We start from the raw sequence: 18,487 nt of genomic DNA on the forward strand, positions 1-18,487 counted from the left end.
ACCTGGAGGCGTCCTGACGTCCGCGCGGGGGGTTGCTACCTTTCCTGCGTGTCGGTGACCCACATCCAGGTTGATCTTGCGGATATCGAGGACGCGGTCGGCAGGGCCACGTTCGGTCGAGGAACCGACTACGCGCGTCGGGGTGCGGTGTTGAGCGTGTCGTGGGACCACGCGGAGACAGCGCTGCACGGGACGGTGCGTGGCGGGGATGTCTACGAGTCGTCCGCGTACTTCGACTTCGTCGATGGGAACGTCGTCGAGTTCGCGCACGGTGAGTGCACTTGTCCCGTGGGGTTGAACTGCAAACACGTGGTGGCGGTGGTGGTCACGGCCACGCAGCGGCCACGTGGTCGTGAGAGGCCGCCGAAACCGACTTGGGACCAGCCGTTCCAGGAGCTGGTCGGAGACGGGCAGGATGTCGGCGCGGACACGCCGTTGGCGGTCGAGTTGACGCTGGCGCCGGGCGGGCAGTACAGCGGGACGGGCTTCGCCGTGCGGGCACGGATCGTGCGGGCGGGCAAGACCGGATGGGTCGCGAGCGGGTTGAGCTGGAACCAGCTCGGCGTGTACCACGTCAGGGACTACCGCGCGTCGCACGTGCGGCTGCTGCGTGAGCTGTACGCGCTGCACCTGGCGGGCACCAATCCCGGCTACCAGTCCTATTACGACACGAAATCGGTCGACCTCGCGTCGTTCGACTCGGCCAAGCTGTGGTCGTTGCTCGACGAGGCGCAGCAGATCGGTCTGAAGTTGGTGCACGCGCGCAAGTCGTGGGGAGAGGTGGCCGCTCCGGGTGTCGCGCGGATCGCGCTGGACGTCACCGGAAACGGGGCGGTCCGCACGGTCAGCCCGGTGATCGGCGTCGACGGGGTCTCGGCGGAGATCGAGCCGGTCTGCTTCGTCGGTTCGGGCGGCCACGGTCTGGTCTACGCGGATCGGGCCGAGACGGAGGCCGACGCCGACTGCCGTGGCTGGCACTTCCGGCTCGCCAGGTTCGCCACGCCCGTCCCACCCCCGCTGCAACGACTGGTGCTGGACAAGCGGCGGCTCACGGTTCCCGAGTCCGGGCGGACCCGGTTTCGGGACGAGTTCTACCCGCGCCTGCGCCGGCTGGCTCCGGTGATCTCCTCCGACGGCGCCTTCACACCCCCGGAGATCTCCGGCCCCACCCTGGTCGTGCGGGCGGAGTTCGGCGCGGGGCACGCGCTCGGCGTCGGCTGGGAATGGGCGTACGAAGTCGGGGACTCCCGGCTGCGCGTGCCGCTGGACGCGCCCGAATCGGAGGGCGGCTACCGCGATCACGATGCGGAGCGCGCCGTGCTGGCGTCGGTCGAGCAGATCGGACCTCGGCCGGACCAGGTCAGCCTGAATGGCATCGACACGATGCGGTTCGTCACCCAGACGTTGCCGCTGCTGGCAGGGCATCCCCGGGTGGTGGTCGAGACCAGCGGTGAGCAGGTCGACTACCGCGAGGCGAGCGACACGGTGTCGATCGGCGTGTCCACGGAGGAACTGGTCGGGGAAACGGACTGGTTCGACCTCGGCATCACGATCAGCGTCGAGGGCACACCGGTTCCGTTCGTCGAGGTGTTCTCGGCGCTGAGCCAAGGCGAGTCGCACATGCTGCTCGCCGACGGCGCGTACTTCTCCCTGCACAAGCCCGAACTGCGGGCGTTGGCCGGGCTGATCGAGGAAGCACGGGCACTCCAGGACGCGCCGGGCGGCCGGCTGCGGATCAGTCGTTTCCAGGCCGGTTTGTGGGAGGAGCTGGCCGGGCTCGGTGTGGTGGAACGCCAGGCGGAGGCGTGGCAACGCCAGGTCGAGGGACTGCTGTCCGGTGAGGCCCTCCGCGCGGCCGAGGTGCCGGCGACCCTCGACGCCCGGCTGCGTCCGTACCAGGTGGACGGTTTCGGCTGGCTCGCCTTCCTCTGGCAAGCCCGACTCGGCGGCATCCTCGCCGACGACATGGGACTCGGCAAGACGGTGCAGGCGCTGGCACTGATCTGCCACGCGAAAAAGGCCACCCCCGACGGGCCGCCGTTCCTCATCGTCGCGCCCACGAGCGTCGTGTCGAACTGGGCCACGGAGTCGGCACGCTTCGCACCGGGCCTGAACGTCGTCGTGGTGCCGGACACGGCGCGGCGGCGCGGTCGGACGCTGGACGAGCTCATCGGGGCGGCGGACGTGGTGGTCACCTCGTACACGGTGTTCCGGATCGACTTCGACGCGTACTCGGCGGCGTCGTGGTCGGGCTTGGTGCTGGACGAAGCCCAGTTCGCCAAGAACCACCAGTCGAAGATCCACCAGTGCGCGCGGATGCTCCCGGCTCCCTTCAAGTTGGCCATCACCGGTACGCCGATGGAGAACAACCTGATGGAGCTCTGGTCGCTGTTGTCGATCACCGCGCCGGGGCTGTTCCCGAGCCCGAACCGGTTCCGCGAGTACTACTCCCTCTCGATCGAGAAGCGCGCGGACGCCGAGCGGCTGGCGCAGTTGCGACGGCGGATCAAGCCACTGGTCAAGCGGCGCACCAAGGAGCAGGTGGTCGCGGACCTGCCCGCGAAGCAGGAGCAGGTGCTTGAGGTGGAACTGCACCCGCGGCACCGGAAGATCTACCAGACCCAGTTGCAGCGGGAACGGCAGAAAGTGCTGGGCCTGATCGACGACGTGAACAAGAACCGGTTCACGATCCTGCGTTCGCTGACGCTGCTGCGCCAGCTCAGCCTGCACGCGGGGCTGGTCGACGACGAGCACCACGACCTGCCGTGCGGCAAGATCGACACGTTGACCGGACAGCTGCACGACGTGATCGACGGAGGGCATCGGGCGCTGGTGTTCAGCCAGTTCACCGGGTTCCTGGACAAGGTGCGCGCCGCGCTCGACACGGCCGGGGTCGAGTACTGCTACCTCGACGGCAAGACCCGTGGCCGGGCCGCCGTGCTGAAGCGGTTCAAGGAAGGGACGGCGCCGGTCTTCCTGATCAGCCTCAAGGCGGGCGGGTTCGGGCTCAACCTGACCGAGGCGGACTACTGCTTCCTGCTCGACCCGTGGTGGAACCCGGCAACCGAAGCGCAGGCGGTGGACCGGACCCACCGCATCGGCCAGACCCGCAACGTCATGGTGTACCGCCTCGTCGCCAAGGACACCATCGAGGAGAAGGTGATGGCCCTGAAGGCGAAGAAGGCCGAGCTGTTCACCAGCGTCATGGACGACGGCAACGTCTTCGACACCAAACTCTCCGCGGACGACATCCGCGACCTGTTCGCACTGTCGTAAGTGGTTCCGCCCTGATTGGGCTGGGGTCGCCGTATTGAGGCGCAGGCCCTTATGCGAGCCCTGGTTGCTGATCGCCGACGCCCGTGACGGCCGTGGTCGGGAACCGGTGCACGACAGCGGCGGTTGCGTTGTCGGTGCTGCCGTGCGTCCTTGCGGCGGTGACTAGTGCGCTTGCGGCCTCCCGGATGGGCGCTTCGGCGAGGATCGTCTTGATCTGCACCAGGCCGAGCGGCTTGTGCACGCCGTCGGTGGTCAGCAGGAGTGTGCCGGGACCGGCACTGATGCGGGCGTGTCCGATATCGGACGCCTTGGCCGTGCGCACGGAGTCGGTCACGATGTGCTCCGCGCGGGGCGCCGGGATCACGCCGCGGGTGAGCCAGAACTGTGCGAGCGTGTGGTCGACGGTGACTTGGTGCAGTACGTGGCCGTTCCACCGGTAGGCGCGGCAGTCGCCGACCCACGCGATGTCCGCGACCTCCTCCGCGCTGTCCACGGGTGGGAGCACGGCGACGACGAGCACCGTATCGGCCCGCTTCTGGCTGAACTGCCGGAGCAGTTCCTCCTGGGCGCACAGCAGGCCGCCGCGCGCGCCGCGCTGGACTGCCGTGGTCACGGCGGTCGTCGCCGCGAGCCGCGCGGCGCGTGCGGCGAGGAGGTGGTCGCCTATGCCGTCGGCGACGGCGAACGCCATGCGCCCCGTTGCCGGGTCGGTATGCGTTGCGACGGCGTCGGCGTTGATATCGCGCGGTCCCCGGTCGCCGGCTGCGTCGAACGTGGTGTGCCCGTCCAAAGGCAGGTGCGTGGTGGTGAGCACAGCCGCTCCTCCTCGGTGGTCCGGCCGATCCCCGTCGATCAGCAGTCACCTGCTCAACGTCCGGGACCGGCCGTGGACTCCAAGAAAATGCTGTGAATACGTCGTTCCCTGCAGGTGACCCCGGTGGTCGTTCGTGTCCGCCGTCGACGTCGCCATTCAGGCAACGGTCAGTCGAGCACCCTGTGCAGGAACGCGGTGAGCTTGGCGGTGGTTCGTTCGACCTTCTCCTCCAGGGTGAGCGACTCGTGGAGCCGCCCGCCGGGGCCGGCGTCCTTCTTCCCGCGCAGGTAGAGCGAACAGGCCAGGTCGGCACAGATGTAGGCCCCCACGGAGTTGCCCTGCTGGCCGCTCCGGCCCGCTTTGCGCGCGGTCATCAGCGAGACGCCGTCGCCCGGATGGGTGGTCAGGCACAACGAGCACATGCCGCGCCGTGGCTGACCGGCTCGCGGTGACGCCAGTCGCAGCGCCACGCCCACCAAACCGTCACCGGATTCGGTGACCAGGTAGGCCCGCTGTGGCGATGCGGGATCGCGCCACCCGAGGAAGTCCAGGTCGTCCCACGGTCGCGTGGAGAGATCGGAAGGCAGGGCTAAGCGCTTCGCCTCGCCCTTGGTGCAGTTGATGAACGACGCGCGGATATCGCGCTCGGTCAGCGGTCCCATGAGCCCAAAGCTACGCCGGTTAGATAGATACAGCAAACTGTTAGGTGGTAGCCTAGGGCCTCTAGCTTTCAGGGAGGGCGACATGGCACGCGCGGGAGTGACGGCCGAACGCCTGGTCCGGGCGGCGGCGGACCTGGCCGACGAGGTCGGCTTCGATAACGTGACCGTCTCGGCACTCGCGCGCGGGTTCGGCGTCAAGGACGCGAGCCTGTACTCGCACATCAGGAACGCGCAGGACCTGAGGGAACGAGTGGCCGTCCTGGCCCTGGCGGAACTCGCCGACCGGGGTGCCACCGCCCTCGCCGGCCGTGCGGGCAAGGACGCCCTGGTCGCCTTCGCCAACGCCTACCGGGACTACGCGAAGGAGCACCCGGGCAGGTACGCCGCGATGCAGATCGACCTGACCCCGGAGATCGCGGCCGCGAGCGCGGCGGGCAGGCACTCGGAGATGACGCGGGCAATCCTGCGCGGCTACGACCTGTCCGAGCCCGACCAGACCGACGCGGTCAGACTCCTGCACAGCACTTTCCACGGGTACGCGACCCTGGAGGCAGCAGGCGGATTCCGCCACACGCCACGCGACACCGAGTCCTCGTGGTCCAGAACCCTGGACGCCCTCGACGTCCTCCTCAACCACTGGCCGCGCACCTGACAAACCGCAGTCGTCGCGGTGAGACCCGCCACTGGGGGAAGGGCCCGGTGTGGGGTGCACACCGGGCCGGACGGTCAGATGATCGGAACGCCGGAGAACGTCCGGCCGTTGAGCGGCTGGACCTGACGGGCGTTGCCCTCGGGGAACTCGGCCTTGAACCGGGCGAGCGTCGCGGACGTCGCGGTCAGCGGCGTCGTCAGGTACCAGGACACGCCCTCGGTGAAGGGGGCAGTGGTCAGGGAACCGTTGTAGTGCAAGGTGTAGTGGGTCGACGGCACCAACCGGTTCAGGTCGATGTCCGGCACCTCGACCGGCTCACCGCACTCCGGCGAAAGCGTGGCGAGGACCTCGTCGACGACCGACTTCGGGCCCGCCTCGATCGGCACGCCGATCACGAGCAGCTTGCCGTCGGCGCTGCGGTGCACCAGGTGCATCTCCAGCGGGAAGGCGTGGCCGGAGAAGCGGTGCTCCGACGGGGTGTGGAAGTGGAACTGCACGAGGTCGTAGCGGACCCCCGCGACGGTGACGTAGCCGGAGCCCGGGACGACCTCGGCCTCCTCCGTCTCCTCGTGGTTGCGCACGGTGCAGCCGCTCGCGCTCGCCGTGTCCTTGCGGATGTACTTCAGCTCCAGTTCGGTGTGCCCGTAGGTCACGTCCAACTTCGGCTGCGAGGGGTCCGACCGGATGGCGCCGGAGGTGACGTTGACAGGGCTCTGGGTCGACGTCTGCGACTGCGCGAAGGTACCCGTGCTGACGATCCCGGCCAGGACCAGCGTCACGAGCACCGGCAGGGTTTTCTTGAGTCTCACAGCCCATACTTTTCACCCATTCGAGTGAAAGGGGAAGAGTCCGTGAGCGCGCTCTCATCTCGATCGGTCGGTGACTTCCCCAATTGGGTCACGGTGTCGCAATTCGGACATTGCCGGGCCTTTACCTTTGATTGGGAAAGTGGGAAAACGGCGAGAGAAAGGTAAGCGGAAGGTAAGGCGTGGCCGGCTGCGGGTTAATCGCAGGCGGACGTCAGGGAACGGTCAAGGGCGGCGCGGTGGGGTGGGTCGAGGTTCCGGGTGTGGGAGACGAACAGCCGCGTGGCCAGGAGGCGGGCGGGGCAGGAGGGACGGGCGCGGGTGTGGTCGGTTGCCTTCAGTTGTTCCAGGAGTTGGCGGGTGATGCGGTCCAACTGGGGGCGGACCTCGGTGGCCAGGTCGGGGCGTTCGGTGGGGGCCAGTTCGGGGTGTGCGGTCCACAGGGCGTAGAGGTGGCGTTGGACCTGTTTGTTCGCTTCGATCTGGTCGCGGAACACCGCGACTGATTCGCTGGGATCGATGCCCATCTCGATCGACAGGGTTAGCACGGTGTCCAGCACGACCTGTTCGCGTGCGGGGTCGTCGATGGGGGCGGGGGTGCCGTACTTCGCTGCGGCGACTTTGTCGGCCAGCAGGACGCGTTCCGCCGAGAGTTCGGTCAACGGGACCAGGGATGCTCTCGGATGGTCGGTGGCGGTCGCACTGTGGATCGGGGCGACGGCAGTCACGAAGAGTGCCGCGAGAACCGTGACGGAAAACCTGCGTACCGACACGCGCATTGCCGGAATCGAGATCACCGGGCGAGACTACCGCCGCCCCCCGCGACGAGTCGGGTCACAACGCCGCGAGATCGAAGGCACGGCGAACGGCAGGCGCACCTGCGGGACACGCTGTCCTACCTGGTGCTCGGCGTGTGCTTGCAGAGCGTTCCTGTGCTGTTGCGCGGCGAGGAGTACCTGTACCGGTACTTCGACGACGCGGCGATCACCGCTCAGTTCCTGCCCAGCGGTGACGACGTGCTGGTCAGCGGACTGGAGGTGGAGCCGCTCGTGCTGCCGTTGCGGCCCTTGGCTGAGGTCCTCGACGCGCTCGCCGCGCCGTCCGCCGACCGGGAGGCGCTCGTGGCCAGGTCCCATGCGCTCCGGCGGGCGATGCGCAACGCCCTGGACCACGCTGTCCGGGAGCGTTTGAAGCGGGACCCTCGGGCGCCGGAGGCCGACCACGCCCCGTCCCCGGGCGGGTTCGGCCTCCGCGAGTAGACGGTGATCCGGGAGTGCGGCGGTGGACTGGATCTCGTCGCACGGGTCCTGCACGCCGAAGGGACAGACCTGGTGACGCGGCTGAAGGTGCTGCGGACCGTATTCGGTCTGTCCCTGGACGAGGCGCGGGCCGTGGACGGGAGTTAGCCCTGGTCAGGCATTGCGGACGAAGTCGATCTCGACCGACGCGAGGAACGGCTCCACCCTGACGCACTGCCAACCGATCGGCTCCACGGCACCGACGATCAGGTCGATCTCCTTGCGGATCTTCGTCATGGACACCCTCGCGCGGGCGTCGATGTCGAACCCGGCGCTGAACGTCGGATCACCCCGGCCGAAGGCGGTCCTGGCGTCCGAGACGAGCTTTTGCATGCGCCACGCGTGTATCAGTCCCATGTTCACCCTTCCTCGAAGTGATTCGGCCCGCGCGCGTCACGGGTGCTGGAGGCGGCCCATGATCAGGGGCACGAAGTGGTCCATGTCGGCCTGGAGGCAGGCCGTCTGGTTGTGCTTGCCCGTGCAGCCCGGCGCCCACGTGGACCCGTCGCCGTAGTCGAGGAAGTCGAACGGGATGCCGGCCGCCCGCAGGTGGTCGGCGGTGACCACGGCGGCCTTCCTGTCCCAGCTCTCCGCCACTGCCTGGATGGGGTCCACGGTCAGGTCGCCGCCGTTGCCGGAGTACATCGCCACGCCCAAGCCGCGCAGTGGCGTGACGTGCTGTGCGGCGCTCTGCGCGTTCCACACGCCGTCCAGCGGCCACATCGGCACGCCGAAGATCGAGTCGATCGGCACGGTGGGTCGGGCTCGACGTCGAACGTGTTCATCGGCCCGCCTCCGGTTGCGTGCTGAGCGTGACGACTTTGCAGCGCCGCGTCCTTGCCGAAGTTCTCTTCCCCTCTCTGGAGAAACACGAAGTCAGTCACCGGCGAGTGGGCGCTGATGGTGTCGAGGCGGTCGGCGAGTTCGCCCAGTCCCGCCCCGGCCAGTTCGGCGGCGTCGCCCTCCCAACCGGCCCGCAGAGCGGCCTGCTGGTCCCGCAGTTCGGTCGCCTGGCCGGCCAGTTCGGCGCTGTGTCGCCGCCACTCCTCCGCGACCGTGCCGACGTCGGCGACATCGGCTTCCCGCCAGAGCATGTCGTGCAGTTCTTCATGGGTGTACGCGTCCCAGTTCACGCCACCCATCGGCACCGGCGCGGCGAAGTGCTCCGCCCAGACGTCCCCCGGACCGCACGCCGCGTCCGTCGACTCCCCGAAAGTCACCCCGGTTCCCCCTTCCCCTCCTGGCCGGCCCGAGCCGGTCACCGAAGAGTGGGGGTCACCCGGTCAGGCAGACCAGGCCAGTCACAGGCCATTGCCGGCCTGCTGGTCCTACCAGGGGAAATGGATCACCGATCGGTGTTGGACCGGCTCAGGTGGTCTTCCAGCCGGGCGTGCCGGAACTGGTAAACAGCCCCCGCCCGGCGCAGCACGCCACGCCGGTAGGCGTCGTCCAGGAAGGCGGTCAGCGCCCACGGCAGCCGTCCGGTGAGCGGCAGCCACACGCGCGCGAACACCACCCAGTGCCCCCACGCCGTCAGGCTCAGCGCGTACCCGAGTCCGCCCCCGATACCGCCGATCAGCCCGATCAAGAGGCCGGACAGCGGATCCCAGAAGAACGAGAGCCCGAACACGGAACCAGCGGGCAGCGTCTGCAAGCCGAAGACCGCGAGCCACCCGGTGAGCGGCGCGACGAGCGCGAGCGCGGGTCCGAACACGAACACCTGGACCAGCCAGGACCGGCTGCCAGGCGGGCCCGGTCCGGCCGGTCTTGCGGGTGGTGCGGGGCAGGTAACCGGCCAGGTCGGCGGTGGTGAGGTCGGTCAGCTCGACACCGGCGGCGGCGGTCAGCACGTCGATGCCGGCCACCGCGGCGGCGTACTCGTCGGGACGGCTGGTCAGCAGCAGCGGCAGGCCGGTGCCGTTGAGCGCGTCGAGTGCGGCCAGGTGCAGGCCGGCGGCGATCTCGTCGAACCCGTCCAGGACCGGCAGCACGTGGCCGGACTCGACCAGCGCGGCGGCCAACGTCGAGCTGCCGGGCCCCGGCACGGCGAGGTCCGGGTGGTCGCGCACCACCTGTTCGGTGATCCAGTCCCGCAGGTCGGTGGTGGTGGGGTTCCACGAGCCGAGGCCGAAGATCACCGGCACCGGTTCGGTCGCGGCCCGGTTCTTCAGCATGTCCAGCACGAACCGCAGGGCCAGGATCGTCTTGCCGGAGCCGGCCCGGCCGAGCACCACCAGCCGGCCGGACGGGATGCGTCGGTAGACGTCCACGATCCGGTCGAGCTGACCGGTCAGGTCCAGCGGCGCGGCGGTGTCCCCGGCACGCACGCGGCGGATGTTGGCCCAGGAGTCGGTCAGCTCCGCGGCCACGGGGCGCCACCGGACGGGCAGCGGGAGCGGGTCGTGGACCTGGCGGTGTTCCTCCTCCCGCTGCCAGCGGGTGCGGACCGAGTACGCGAGCCGGCCGGCGGCTTCGACGAGCCGGTCGTCGACCGGCGAGGGCACCCGCTCGACGGGTTCCGGCTTGGCGTGACCGGCCGCGGCGCCGAACTGACCGGTCCCATCGTGACTCTCGGTGCGGGCGACATCCACGCTCCGAACCCTATCGAGGCCACCGGCCACACTTGGCCGGTTTGTGGCCGGTTCGTTCCAGCGCAGACCGTCCCGGTGTGGTGCTCATCGGAGACGGTCGGGGAGTGCGACGCGCTGAAGTAATGGTGCCAACGGGAACCAGCTTGTGCCGCGACAGCGGGAGGAAGCGGTCGTCTCTCCGGTTCACCCGATCCGGCATTTGCCGCTGTCAGGCCGCATCATTGCGGACCTTGACGCGGGTCGTCGCGGGACGATGAGCAGCGGTGGATACTCGGCGAGAGCCCGAAGCCGGGCAAGGGGCGCTTGGCCAGCAGGCCGTGGCAGTGGGAGCTGCACAGGTCTTGCAGGCCGGGCGGGATCTTCATGTCCACCTGGCGGTCGATCAGCGGCGCGAAGCGCAGCGCGAAGTCCTCCGGCGGAGCGACCTGGTGCGGCGGCCTCTGCCGGTGAACCTCACCCACACCCTGCGCTCGCCGGTACGGGGTCGCGAAGACGACCTGTCGTTCCTGCGCGACACCGTGGCAGCGGGCAGGCACGTCGTGGTGGCGGGCCCGAAGGGCATCGGCAAGACCCTGCTGCTCCAGCACGCCGCGAACACCGGGGCGTTATCCGGGGGAGTGGTCGCCGACGACGCGGGTCTGCTGTGGCTCGACGCGGCTCCCTGGGGCGCCACGGACATCCTCCGGGAGCTCGTGCACGCCTGCTACGAGGTCGATCCGGACACGGCGGTGCCGGACAGCCTTGCCCGGCAACTGCTCGGTGACGTCCGCGCGCTCGTCGTGCTCGACGGCGTCGACCTGCCTCTCGACGAAGCGCGCCGGGTGCTGTCGGCCATGCCTCGCGGCGTGTTCGTCCTGTCGACCCGGCGCGACGACCTGTGGGCGGTGGGCAAGCAGCGGTCGTTGGGCGGGCTGTCCTTCGACGACACGCTCGCGATGGTCCGCGACGAGCTCGGTGAGCCGCTCGACGTCGAGACGGTCGCAAACGACTGGGACGCGCGCGACGGCAATCCCCTCGACATCCTGGAGCGCGCCGTGGTGCGCGACTCCGCCCGCCGCTTGGGAACGGTGCCCGAAGGCCTGTCCGACGCCGAGGCGCTCGCGCAGGTCGTCCCCATCGTGCTCGACTCGCTCACCGATCGGGCCCGTGAGGCCTTGCGCCCGCTCGTCGCGTTGGGCGACGTGCGGTGGGGCGAGCAGTTGCTCTCCGCCGTGTGCGGTGTGCCCGAGGCCCATGGTGCGGACAAGCTGGCGCGCAAGCGCTTGGCGCACTGCGAGGGCGGCCGTTACCGGGTCGGCGCACTGGTGGCGGGGTTCGAGCCGCCGATCGCGGAATCCGAACTCGTCTCGCTGGTGGAGCGCATCACGGAGTGGGCGGCGCGGGCGCTGCCGGGTGTCATCGCCGGGGAGATCTGCGTCATCGAAACAGCGCTGAAGCGGACCTTGGACGCGGGGATGCACGACACCGCGCTGTCGCTGGCCCGCACGGCGTCCGCCGGGCTCGTGTGGTCACGGCACTGGGGCGCGTTGACGACCGTGCTCGGACTCGGGTTGCGTGCCGCGGTGGGCGCGGAGTCGGTGCACGACCAGATCTCCTTCCATTACACCCTGGCCGTGTGCAGGCTCAACGACGGCGACAACAAGCAAGCCGCCGAACTGGCGATCGCGGCCGTGAGCCTGAGCCGTGACGACAACGACGAGCACCTCGCGACTCGGGTGCGGGAGCTGAACGCGGAGGTCCAGCACCTCGCAGCCCGGCAGCCACTGTCCACTGTGGACGGTATCCTGGCCAGGGTCGCCGAGGTGGGCAGCACCGCGGCGGCCTCGGCGTCGGCCGGGGTGAAGGCCGTGCGCGACGCGTGCGTCAACGTCCTGACGGGCATGCCGGGAGGCCTCCAACTGGCACGGCTGGTGCAGGAGAACCCGGCGATCGTCCGGGGAGCCGTCTCGATGGTGGCGGTGGCGGGTCTCGTGCTGGCCACCATGTCGGCGTCGGGCAGCCACGACGAGGCCACCGCCATGCCGCCCACGTCCGGCGGCACGGTGCAAGGACTACCGGTGGACGCGCCGAACCGTTCCACCCAACCGACCACGACGGCCACCACCCCGCCGACCGGGCCCGCGCTCACCACGACACCGGGCCAAGCCTCGCCAACCGGTACCACGAGCACATCGGGTGGCGTGGCAGCGGACGGGCAGCAGCCGGGTGGAGGGAACACCGAAACCCCCGAAACGAACACCGGGTCCCGGCCGCAGATCGCCACCACGTGGGGTTTGGTCCGCGTCTGGAACGTCGACCGCCCGATCGGGAGCAGCCACGCGCTCTCCGGGCCGACCGTGCCGAACAACAACGAAGCGAACTGGACCTACGGCCCGTGGGAGATGACCTCGCCCGCCGCCGGTTACCCGACCACCACGCACGTCGCGGTCGGACAGCAGCGGGTCCGGCTGCCGGCGGTCGGCGCACCCGGCGGCAGCGTGAAGGTGACCACCCAGGACTACGCCGCCTGGGGAGGCAGCGTCGGCTACCGGCCCGGCGTGTTCTGCCAGCCGTCGCGCTGGTACCAGGACGGCGCCGACGAGGTGATCGACGTGGTGTGCTTCGACCACAGCGGGAACCCCGCCGACGTGCCGTTCTTCCTGCGTTACATCGCCGGATCGACCTCCGGCGCGCGCGGGTTCGTCTTCGACGACCAACCCACATCGGCCACCTTCACCCCCGACTGGACGCACGGGGTGAACGCGGGCGCGGTCACCAGGACCGGCGTCGGCCGCTACACCGCCGACCTCCCCGGTTCACAGGGCGGCGCCGTCGAGGTGACCGCGGTCGGCACGGCACCACGCCACTGCGCGGTGACGGGCAGGCGCGGGCAGCTCGTAGACGTGGCGTGCACGGCCCCGGGCGGCTCGGCGGCGGACTCCATGTTCACCGCGGCCTTCGCCGTCAACCAGAACATCCTCGACGACCCGCGCAAGCCCGTCGGCGACTACCTCGTCGCCGACGACTCACCGACGGCGAGCGCGCCGGTCATCCACACGCGGTGGGCCTCCGGCAACGCCCCGATGACGCTCGAACGGATCTCGACCGGCAAGTACAAGGCGCACTTCACCAACGGCTACATCCGCAGCACCATGCACGTGACCGCCGTCGGCTACGGCAACCACTGCAGCGTCATGCAGCTCAACGACTACAGCTACAAGGACGACACCTCGATCTGGATCGCCTGCTTCGACTCCGCGGGGACCCTGGTCAACAGCGGCTTCACCCTGCTCTACACCTCGGTGCGCATCTACTGAACCAAGGACACCGCTACAGCGCCGTTAACGATCGCGTTCGCGTTCGTGCAACAGCGCGGCCGGAATGGTGCACGGCGTGAAGAAGAGACTGTTCACCGCAGCGGCCGCCGCAGTGGCCGTGGCCACCGTGATCGGCTACGGCATGACGACCGTGGGCGCCGCCGCGGACTCCGACAGCGAGTCCGCCACCCGACCACCGGCCTGCGCGACGCCACCGCCGCCGACCACACCACCCACCAGACCACCCGCGAAACCGACGACGGTCACCACGATCGGGCAGGCGTACTACTGCATCCTCGCCAACTACTACAGCGGTCCGGTGTTGGACAACCGCACGCTGCTGCTGCCGGCGTTCGCCGCGCTCACCCGGGAACTGCAACGCCGCGGGCTCGATCTGCCCAACGCCACCATGCCCGCGCTCACCGGCCGGAAGGACGCCGACTGGGCCGCGTTCAGCCGCGTCTACCAGCAGATCACCGCCGCGCTGCCGGCGGATGCGGCGGTCCGGCAGGCGGTCGCCGAGGTCACGATGCGGGCATGGTGGGCAGCCTCGACGACAACCACGTGCAGTGGTTCGGGGAACCCGTCCGTCCACCATGCCGATCGGCATCGAGGTCTCCGCCGTCCACGGTCCCGGCCACGCCGATCCGGTGGCGACATCGCCGGTGTTCGTCATCCGCCCTGGCCGCTCGGCCCAACCCCGGTGGCGGCCTCGAACTGACCGTGAGGTTTCCGTCCTGCGCTGCTCGGGCTAGTCCCTAGTCCCTAGTCCCTAGCCCCTAGGTCCGCCGGACGCGGCGGCGGATTTCGAGCAGCAGGATGACGCCGCCGGTCAGCATGAGCAGGCCGATGATCAACGGTACGAGCGCCGTGCCGGTGTCCAGGCTTTCGTCCTCCGCGGTCAGCGCGACGACTGCCTTCAGTTTCGTCGTGGGCCAGTCGAACGTGTCCGGCGCCGTCGTCTGCGCGGGTGGCTCGGTCGTGGTCGTCGTCGTGGTCTGTGGTGGCGGTGCCACGGTCGTGGTCGTGGTGGTGATCTCGGCGGGCGGCTGCGTCGTGGTCGGCGCGATGACGTGTGGTGGCGGCGCGGTTGTGGTGGTGGTGGTGGTGGGTGAGCCGGTGCACAGCACGCCGTTGAGCTTGAACGACTTCGGCGCCGGGTTGGCGGTCGACCAGGTGCCGTTGAAGCCGAGCGTGACCGATGCGCCGGTGGCCACCGTGCCGTTGTAGCTCGCGTTGTGCACCCGCACCGTGCTGCCGGACTGGCTGAACATGCCGTTCCACGACTCGGCGGTGATCCTCTGCCCGGCGGTGAAACTCCACTCCAGCACCCAGCCCGACAGCGGGCGGCCGAGGTTGGCCATCGTGATGTTGGTCCCGAACCCACCCTGCCACTGGGCGGTGATCGTGTAGTCGACCTCGCAGGCCACCGTTGCGCCTGCCGCGTCCGCTGAGCCCGTCGACGTGCCGAGACCCGCCGCGACCAAGGTCGTGGCGACGACGAGGGCTGCCCGGACGATCCGAGCGAAGTGCATGAGAGCTCCTGGGGAAGTGCTGCGGCGGGTCGCGCTCAGACATGCATGCGGAACGCAATACGGCCCCACGCCGGGCACGGTTCATGTGATCTTCGTCACTACCGCCCTCAGGTCAGATCGCACGGCATGTCAGTGCCAGTGGCATCAGGGTCTTCACTCTGTCGATGGCCGGTGTTCGACTGGGGTCGTGGACGACAACGACCTGGACTGGCCGAGGTCCCACGCGGCGGGCACTTCCCGATGTACTCAAACCCGCCCGCCACGAGGGACCGGATCGCGGCCTTCCAAGCCAGGGGTCAGGCGTAGGGGTCGAACGGGATGCCGCTCGGCTTGGCCTTGGCCAGGTTGCTCTCGAAGGCGCCGTCCTTGATGGCCAGGCTCGCGCTGCCGAAGTCGGCGCGGACCAGGGTGTCGCGGACACCGGAGGGGAACCGGTCCCAGCTGACCAGGTCGGGGTACTGCCAGGCGCGGTAGTGGTTCTCCGGCTGTTCCGTCGCGCCCGCGAGGCGGAAGCAGTGCGTGCTCGCGCCGTCCTTGTGGTAGACGACCTTCGCGTGCGTGCCCTCCCACGCGACCTGGGAACGGGCCTGCGTGGAGTAGTTGCCGTGCGCGGAGGTAGACACGTACTGCGCCTGGTCGCCGCTGACCCAGACGACGACGTGCTCGATGTCGTGACGGTGCCCGCAGCAGTCGATGCCCGGCACGGCCTGGTCCTTCTCGAAGTACAGGTCGTACAGGTAGGCGCACCAGTTGTTGTTGCACTTGGACCGCGCGTACGAGTTGGTGTTGTCGAGGTCCCACTGGTCGCGGCACTGACCGTTGAGGGCGCCGGAGTTCTTCAGACCGCCGGCCACCACGCCGGACGGGGAGATCGCGGGCGTCGAGTAGCAGCCGTCGGTGTCGTAGTCGAACGCGGGCTGCCACCGGCCGTCGGCCTCGGTGAAGTTCGCCGGCAGTGCCTGCGGCGGGTCGGCCCACGCGGACCCCGGCACGAGCACCGCGATCAGGATGGCGCCGAGCAAGCCGTGCAGCAGCCGGGTGACACGCGTCTTGCGTGCGGTCTGCCGTACCCCGTTGGTCTGCCCGAGCCGGTCAGTTGTGTGCGCGTCCACGGCGTAAGCCCCTTCATCCGGGTGTCGGTGGGTTGGCGGCGGCCGAGGGGGAGCCGGCACACGAACCACCGGCGCAGCCCGAGGCTCCAGCACCCGTCGGGGCCCGGTCAACCCGCCGATGGTCGTGACAACGCCGTCCACCGCTATTCCCCCAGCCGGCGTTGTCCCGCGCCGCCGCCCGTTCGACCATTTCTACCAATACCGTTGATCGGCCATTGTGGACTCTTGGCGAACTTCGCCTTGACCGCCGGTGAGATCGTTGAGAACGTTCTGGTGCCTCCCGGCTTTCTGGGGGAACGACGCGGGCCACGACGTTTCCATATCGCTGAGAAACGAAAGTTTCGATACGCAAAGCCCGATCCCTCGTCCCGGTGGCGCGGCACCAGAGGTAAGCGCTGGGATCTGTTTCGGCTGACCGTTCTGTCCACTGTGGATCAAACGAGCAGCTTCGGCCCGCTGTACGCTGGGAAGCCGGGACGGTCACAGGTCGGACGGAAGGGGTTGGGTGTGCCGGGACTTCGGCGGTCGGCACTGGTCGGGGCGCTGTTGGTGGCGCTCGGGGCGTGCACTGGAGGGCCGACGGGGGACCCTGGGACTTCCGGGACGACATCGGTGACGTCCACGAACGTCAGTGCGCCGCCTGCCGAGCAGGTGTACGTGTCGTTGGGTGACTCGTACGCGACCGGTTACCGCCCGGCGGACGGCGGGGCACCTGCGGGCGCTACCAGGGACGGTTTTGCCTACCTCGTTGCCGAGCAGTCGGGTCTGCGGTTGATCAACCTCGCGTGCAGCGGCGCCACGTCCGCGCAGGTGCGGGCCGAGCCGGGGTGTGCACCTGGCAATCGGGGTCCTGACGCGCCCGATCCGGCGGGCCGGACCCAACTCGACGCGGCGGTGCAGGTGCTGCGTGAGCACCAGGGGCGGGTGGGTCTGGTGACGGTGGTGATCGGAGGCAACGACCTGGCGCCGTGCGCTCGGGCGTCGGATGCGTTGGCGTGCGCGTCCCGAGCGGTGGCCGACGTCCGGGCCAACCTGGCCGCCACCCTGCCTGCCCTGCGCGAAGCGGCCGGCGATGCCACGATCGTGGGCCTGACTTACCCGGACGTGTTCCTCGGTGCCTGGGTGTCGCCGGTGTTCCCGGACGGGCAGAACCTCGCGCGGCTGTCGGTGCCGCTGTTCCGGGACTTCTTCAACGCCGCACTCAAGGCCGAGTACGAGAAGATCGGGGCGAAGTTCGTCGACGTCACCGCCACGACCGGGGGCTACGGGCCGTTGACGGAGGTCACCCAGGACCCGACCTACGGCCCGATCCCGACGCCGGTGGCGAAGGTGTGCGCGCTGACGTACTTCTGCGGCCACACCGACGTGCACCCCACACCCGCCGGCCACGAGGCGATCGCCTCCGCCGTCCTGACCACCACAGGCCGCTGACCCCGGCAAACGGTGACGGACCCGAGGGCCCTAGTTGGTCTCCCCGCGGGCCTTGCGCCGCTGCTCCTCGGCGCGCTCGCGGCAGCGGCGCAGGAACTCGGCGTCGGACTCGGAGTCGACGGCGGCGAACCGGCCGGGGCGGTCGTACTCGGGGAACGCGGGCATGTTGCGCTCGTAGGCCTGCGGCCTGCCGGTCACCCGCACCGGCCTGCCCGCGACCAGCCAGATGATCGAGCCGACCAGCGGGAAGAACAGCACGATCAGCAGCCAGCTCAGCTTGGGCAGGTTCCGCGCGTCACCGTCGTCCGTGGTGATGACGTCGACCAGGCAGAACAGCCACAGACCGAGCGTGAGGACGCCGAAGAAGCCCCCGAAATACAGCACGTTCACAACCCCCCAAAAAGTCGTCGGCGCACGATAGCGCGGGGCGCACGTGCCCATGACGCGAACGGGGAAAGTCCGGTGAGAAACCCGGACCGCCGGATTGTGATGCAACGGACGTCGAGGTCGACCACTTTCGAGGAGTCTCCGGATCGAGCGCACGAATCCCGCATGGAATCTGCATGCGGTGGACCGTCCCCGCTACCCGGCTGCCCGGTCCGGTGTATCCCCCGGTGTGGCGAAGCGGGACCGAAGCCGTTTGGAAGTGGTGAACTCCAAGGTAACCCCGCTTGTCCTTTCTGGACCAATCGGGAGGCCGCCGTGTTCACCGACGAAAAGACCGGCGAGCGGATCGCCACCATTCCGGCGCCGGTCGACCCCAAGCCCGCGTGGAACGGTTCCGCCACCTGACTCGTCGTCACACCGGACGCGAAGTTCATGGCCGACCCGGTCGACGAGATCGACCTCGACGGGCAGCGGACCACCACCGCCCACTCGCCTCGGCCAGGCGTGCGTGAAGTTCCGAGTGAAGTCGCTCGACGCCTGAGGTATGACCGCCGGCGTGTACCCGGGTCATCGCACCCGATCACCGCAGCCCGCGCGGCCTCGCGTCAGGCACCGCTCCGGTGCCCT

At 69.4% G+C, this 18,487-nt stretch carries 19 protein-coding genes; 7 read left to right on the forward strand and 12 right to left on the reverse strand.

The genetic code is table 11. The annotated features are described in order from the left end of the window. The first annotated feature begins 48 nt into the window (after window positions 1-48). Complete coding sequence (locus ALI22I_RS18020; protein WP_077006662.1) at window positions 49-3,276, forward strand: DEAD/DEAH box helicase; 3,228 nt, start codon at window positions 49-51, stop codon at window positions 3,274-3,276. A 49-nt stretch (window positions 3,277-3,325) separates the two neighbouring features. Here ALI22I_RS18020 and ALI22I_RS18025 read toward each other — a convergent pair whose 3' ends face one another. Continuing rightward, the gene (locus tag ALI22I_RS18025) at window positions 3,326-4,090 is read right to left on the reverse strand and encodes a PP2C family protein-serine/threonine phosphatase (RefSeq protein ID WP_238598427.1); all 765 of its coding nucleotides are present in this window, start codon (window positions 4,088-4,090) and stop codon (window positions 3,326-3,328) included. A 167-nt stretch (window positions 4,091-4,257) separates the two neighbouring features. Further along, entirely contained in the window at window positions 4,258-4,752 is a 495-nt protein-coding gene (locus ALI22I_RS18030) for an FBP domain-containing protein (RefSeq protein ID WP_077006663.1), read from the reverse strand. A gap of 82 nt (window positions 4,753-4,834) precedes the next feature. On the opposite strand from ALI22I_RS18030, the gene ALI22I_RS18035 reads away from it, so the two are divergent. Further along, window positions 4,835-5,404: a TetR/AcrR family transcriptional regulator gene (locus tag ALI22I_RS18035; protein ID WP_077006664.1), complete on the forward strand. Its 570-nt coding sequence runs from the start codon at window positions 4,835-4,837 to the stop codon at window positions 5,402-5,404. Between the two features lie 74 nt (window positions 5,405-5,478). On the opposite strand, the gene ALI22I_RS18040 is transcribed toward ALI22I_RS18035, so the two are convergent. Both ALI22I_RS18040 and ALI22I_RS18045 read right to left on the reverse strand, forming a co-directional pair. Continuing rightward, entirely contained in the window at window positions 5,479-6,213 is a 735-nt protein-coding gene (locus ALI22I_RS18040) for a carbonic anhydrase family protein (protein WP_077006665.1), read from the reverse strand. Window positions 6,214-6,407: 194 nt separating this feature from the next. Next, window positions 6,408-6,989, reverse strand: coding sequence for a chorismate mutase (locus tag ALI22I_RS18045; protein WP_077006666.1), 582 nt, complete (start codon window positions 6,987-6,989; stop codon window positions 6,408-6,410). Window positions 6,990-7,127: 138 nt separating this feature from the next. Here ALI22I_RS18045 and ALI22I_RS18050 point away from each other — a divergent pair, with 138 nt between their 5' ends. Together ALI22I_RS18050 and ALI22I_RS50940 are read left to right on the forward strand one after the other, a co-directional pair. Next, window positions 7,128-7,469 (forward strand): hypothetical protein, encoded by a 342-nt coding sequence (locus tag ALI22I_RS18050; protein ID WP_143532274.1) that lies wholly within the window; start codon window positions 7,128-7,130, stop codon window positions 7,467-7,469. Window positions 7,470-7,472: 3 nt separating this feature from the next. Then, entirely contained in the window at window positions 7,473-7,616 is a 144-nt protein-coding gene (locus ALI22I_RS50940) for a hypothetical protein (protein ID WP_179118268.1), read from the forward strand. A gap of 6 nt (window positions 7,617-7,622) precedes the next feature. Here the strand turns inward: ALI22I_RS50940 and ALI22I_RS18055 are convergent, their stop codons facing one another. From ALI22I_RS18055 to ALI22I_RS18070, 5 genes are all read right to left on the reverse strand, one after another. Beyond that, window positions 7,623-7,865: a hypothetical protein gene (locus tag ALI22I_RS18055; protein ID WP_077006668.1), complete on the reverse strand. Its 243-nt coding sequence runs from the start codon at window positions 7,863-7,865 to the stop codon at window positions 7,623-7,625. A gap of 36 nt (window positions 7,866-7,901) precedes the next feature. Then, window positions 7,902-8,159, reverse strand: coding sequence for a hypothetical protein (locus tag ALI22I_RS18060; RefSeq protein WP_179118269.1), 258 nt, complete (start codon window positions 8,157-8,159; stop codon window positions 7,902-7,904). Next, a complete protein-coding gene (locus ALI22I_RS50945; RefSeq protein ID WP_179118270.1) occupies window positions 8,126-8,728 on the reverse strand; it encodes a WXG100 family type VII secretion target in 603 nt (200 codons plus the stop codon). The genes ALI22I_RS18060 and ALI22I_RS50945 overlap by 34 nt, the downstream gene beginning before the upstream one ends. Window positions 8,729-8,836: 108 nt before the next feature. Beyond that, a complete protein-coding gene (locus ALI22I_RS18065; RefSeq protein ID WP_077006669.1) occupies window positions 8,837-10,099 on the reverse strand; it encodes an NACHT domain-containing protein in 1,263 nt (420 codons plus the stop codon). A 218-nt stretch (window positions 10,100-10,317) separates the two neighbouring features. Beyond that, the gene (locus ALI22I_RS18070) at window positions 10,318-10,560 is read right to left on the reverse strand and encodes a hypothetical protein (protein ID WP_077006670.1); all 243 of its coding nucleotides are present in this window, start codon (window positions 10,558-10,560) and stop codon (window positions 10,318-10,320) included. Between ALI22I_RS18070 and ALI22I_RS18075 the strand changes: the two genes are divergently transcribed. Both ALI22I_RS18075 and ALI22I_RS18080 read left to right on the forward strand, forming a co-directional pair. Continuing rightward, window positions 10,546-13,395: an ATP-binding protein gene (locus tag ALI22I_RS18075; RefSeq protein ID WP_077006671.1), complete on the forward strand. Its 2,850-nt coding sequence runs from the start codon at window positions 10,546-10,548 to the stop codon at window positions 13,393-13,395. The genes ALI22I_RS18070 and ALI22I_RS18075 overlap by 15 nt on opposite strands. 76 nt (window positions 13,396-13,471) lie before the next feature. Beyond that, the gene (locus tag ALI22I_RS18080) at window positions 13,472-14,116 is read left to right on the forward strand and encodes a hypothetical protein (RefSeq protein ID WP_143532275.1); all 645 of its coding nucleotides are present in this window, start codon (window positions 13,472-13,474) and stop codon (window positions 14,114-14,116) included. A 58-nt stretch (window positions 14,117-14,174) separates the two neighbouring features. Here ALI22I_RS18080 and ALI22I_RS18085 read toward each other — a convergent pair whose 3' ends face one another. Together ALI22I_RS18085 and ALI22I_RS18090 are read right to left on the reverse strand one after the other, a co-directional pair. After that, complete coding sequence (locus tag ALI22I_RS18085; protein ID WP_077006673.1) at window positions 14,175-14,930, reverse strand: cellulose-binding domain-containing protein; 756 nt, start codon at window positions 14,928-14,930, stop codon at window positions 14,175-14,177. Between the two features lie 296 nt (window positions 14,931-15,226). Then, on the reverse strand, window positions 15,227-15,964 hold the full coding sequence (locus tag ALI22I_RS18090) for an NPP1 family protein (RefSeq protein ID WP_077006735.1): 738 nt from the start codon (window positions 15,962-15,964) through the stop codon (window positions 15,227-15,229). 690 nt (window positions 15,965-16,654) lie between these two features. Between ALI22I_RS18090 and ALI22I_RS50950 the strand changes: the two genes are divergently transcribed. Then, on the forward strand, window positions 16,655-17,473 hold the full coding sequence (locus ALI22I_RS50950) for a GDSL-type esterase/lipase family protein (RefSeq protein WP_077006674.1): 819 nt from the start codon (window positions 16,655-16,657) through the stop codon (window positions 17,471-17,473). Window positions 17,474-17,503: 30 nt separating this feature from the next. On the opposite strand, the gene ALI22I_RS18100 is transcribed toward ALI22I_RS50950, so the two are convergent. Next, window positions 17,504-17,857 (reverse strand): PLD nuclease N-terminal domain-containing protein, encoded by a 354-nt coding sequence (locus tag ALI22I_RS18100; RefSeq protein ID WP_077006736.1) that lies wholly within the window; start codon window positions 17,855-17,857, stop codon window positions 17,504-17,506. Between the last annotated feature and the right edge of the window lie 630 nt (window positions 17,858-18,487).

This window comes from Saccharothrix sp. ALI-22-I, from assembly GCF_001984175.1.
Lineage (GTDB): Bacteria > Actinomycetota > Actinomycetes > Mycobacteriales > Pseudonocardiaceae > Actinosynnema.

Bases quoted from the DNA above. Each gene is read 5' to 3' on its own strand.
- ALI22I_RS18045 (WP_077006666.1), bottom strand. From the start codon at position 6,989: ATGCGCGTGTCGGTACGCAGGTTTTCCGTCACGGTTCTCGCGGCACTC.
- ALI22I_RS18055 (WP_077006668.1), bottom strand. From the start codon at position 7,865: ATGGGACTGATACACGCGTGGCGCATGCAAAAGCTCGTCTCGGACGCC.
- ALI22I_RS18035 (WP_077006664.1), top strand. From the start codon at position 4,835: ATGGCACGCGCGGGAGTGACGGCCGAACGCCTGGTCCGGGCGGCGGCG.
- ALI22I_RS18030 (WP_077006663.1), bottom strand. From the start codon at position 4,752: ATGGGACCGCTGACCGAGCGCGATATCCGCGCGTCGTTCATCAACTGC.
- ALI22I_RS18085 (WP_077006673.1), bottom strand. From the start codon at position 14,930: ATGCACTTCGCTCGGATCGTCCGGGCAGCCCTCGTCGTCGCCACGACC.